Annotated in this window: 6 protein-coding genes; all 6 read right to left on the reverse strand. The window is 49.1% G+C overall.

Going from position 1 to position 2,095, the window contains the following annotated elements; all coding sequences use genetic code 11:
• Positions 1 to 114: 114 nt before the first annotated feature.
• Positions 115 to 510 (reverse strand): 30S ribosomal protein S11, encoded by a 396-nt coding sequence (rpsK, locus tag ABN764_RS28340; RefSeq protein WP_021252440.1) that lies wholly within the window; start codon positions 508 to 510, stop codon positions 115 to 117.
• 19 nt (positions 511 to 529) lie between these two features.
• Entirely contained in the window at positions 530 to 898 is a 369-nt protein-coding gene (rpsM, locus tag ABN764_RS28345; protein ID WP_005544507.1) for a 30S ribosomal protein S13, read from the reverse strand.
• Positions 899 to 918: 20 nt separating this feature from the next.
• A complete protein-coding gene (rpmJ, locus tag ABN764_RS28350; RefSeq protein ID WP_003333770.1) occupies positions 919 to 1,032 on the reverse strand; it encodes a 50S ribosomal protein L36 in 114 nt (37 codons plus the stop codon).
• A gap of 101 nt (positions 1,033 to 1,133) precedes the next feature.
• Positions 1,134 to 1,349: a translation initiation factor IF-1 gene (gene infA, locus ABN764_RS28355; RefSeq protein ID WP_005544522.1), complete on the reverse strand. Its 216-nt coding sequence runs from the start codon at positions 1,347 to 1,349 to the stop codon at positions 1,134 to 1,136.
• Between the two features lie 2 nt (positions 1,350 to 1,351).
• Positions 1,352 to 1,663 carry a KOW domain-containing RNA-binding protein gene (locus ABN764_RS28360; RefSeq protein ID WP_021252441.1) on the reverse strand — a complete coding sequence of 104 codons (312 nt, stop codon included), beginning with the start codon at positions 1,661 to 1,663 and terminating at the stop codon, positions 1,352 to 1,354.
• A gap of 9 nt (positions 1,664 to 1,672) precedes the next feature.
• Positions 1,673 to 2,095, reverse strand: a 423-nt coding sequence (locus ABN764_RS28365) for a type I methionyl aminopeptidase (protein WP_446673787.1), incomplete at its 5' end; no start/stop codon positions are given.

Below are 2,095 nucleotides of genomic sequence, written 5' to 3' on the forward strand. Positions count from 1 at the left end.
CTGGCGTTCATTAACGTCAAACACCTACGGTCGGTCGATTCATGCAGTATGCCTAAACAACCATTCTTCCCAACAGGCGCTAGCTTAATACTACACGCATCGGTGTTGCCGTCATTATACGCGACGACGTTTTGGTGGGCGGCAGCCGTTGTGCGGGATTGGCGTTACGTCTTTGATCATGCTAACTTCCAAACCTGCAGCTTGCAGAGAACGGATGGCAGCTTCACGACCTGCGCCTGGGCCTTTAACCATAACTTCTACCGTCTTCATGCCATGTTCCATAGCAGCTTTTGCTGCGGATTCAGCAGCCATTTGAGCTGCGAATGGCGTAGATTTACGGGAGCCTTTATAGCCCAAACCGCCGGAGCTAGCCCAAGAAATTGCGTTGCCGTGTGGATCCGTGATTGTCACGATCGTGTTGTTGAACGTGGAACGGATATGAGCCACACCAGTCTCAATATTTTTACGGTCACGACGTTTAGTACGTACGACTTTTTTTGGTTTTGCCATTGCTACTTATCCCCCCTTATTACTTCTTCTTGTTCGCTACAGTACGACGAGGGCCTTTACGTGTACGAGCATTTGTTTTCGTGCGTTGTCCACGAACAGGCAATCCACGGCGATGACGGATACCACGATAGCATCCGATTTCAACCAAACGCTTCAAGTTCAGAGAAATCTCACGACGAAGGTCACCTTCAACCTTAACCGTTTTGTCAATCAGCTCACGAATTTTGTTTACCTCATCTTCCGTCAAATCGCGAACGCGAGTATCAGGGTTAACGCCAGCCTCAGCAATTACCTTTTTAGAAGTTGTTTTACCAATACCAAAAATGTATGTCAAGGCGATCTCAACGCGTTTATCCCGTGGCAAGTCTACACCAGCTATACGAGCCATTTACGCTACACCCCCTTCTATTATCCTTGTTTTTGTTTGTGTTTCGGATTTTCACAGATTACCATAACGTTGCCTTTGCGACGAATGACTTTGCATTTCTCGCAAATGGGCTTAACAGAAGGTCTTACCTTCATGCTGAATACCTCCCAGTTTCTCAAGTAGCACGTCAAACCGTCTTCCTGACGCGTGAACGGCCTGCAAGTTCATGCAAGCGCGACTCGGAACGATCCGAGCACTACTTCCGATATGTGATGCGACCTTTACTCAAATCGTATGGCGACAGTTGAACGACCACTTTGTCCCCCGTCAGGATACGGATGAAATGCATCCGCAGCTTTCCGGAAACGTGGGCAAGAATTTGGTGACCATTCTCCAGCTCAACACGGAACGTTGCATTCGGCAACGGTTCAATTACAACACCTTCAACTTCAATTACATCTTCCTTGGCCAACGTCATTCTCCTTTCTCATCAGCATGTGCAGCGGCTTGTTGTTCAGCATACTTCGCTATAACATAACGAAGCTTGCTGTTCGTTACCCGTCCGCTTTCGTGTAAACTATGGACAACTTCATGGCTAATTGCAGGTTGCAATTCGAGATGAAGCAAGTTTTTACGCTTTGGTTGATCAAACTTTCGTTTGTCTCCGTCCGCTATCTTGACGTAGCGCGACTCCTCAATATCAATGATAACCGCATATTTGCTTTCATCACGACCCTGAAGAACCTTGACGAATTGGCCGAGACGCGGAGTGGAATATTCATTCATGCCTCTCACCTACTCAACCAGCTTCGTCAAAATTTCGCATCCGTCCGGCGTTACAGCCACCGTATGCTCGAAATGAGCACACCATGAACTGTCCACCGTCACGACCGTCCAGTTGTCAGTGAGCGTTTTGACGTGACGCCCACCGGCAATGACCATCGGCTCAATCGCGAGCGCCATGCCCGGTTTCAAGCGTGGTCCGCGGTCCGGAATGCCGTAGTTCGGAATTTGCGGCTCTTCATGAAGCTCCGCACCGATTCCGTGTCCGACATATTCCCGTACAACGGAAAAACCTGCATCCTCGATCACGCGTTGAATCGCGTGCGATATCGTGTACAACCGTACATCCGGTTTAACCAGCGCTAAGCCAGCATAAAGTGATTGCTCCGTTACGTCAAGCAGCTGCTGAGCTGCCTCCGTTATCTTCCCAACCCC

It is taken from the genome of Paenibacillus wuxiensis, from assembly GCF_040195695.1.
GTDB lineage: Bacteria > Bacillota > Bacilli > Paenibacillales > Paenibacillaceae > Paenibacillus_B > Paenibacillus_B suaedae.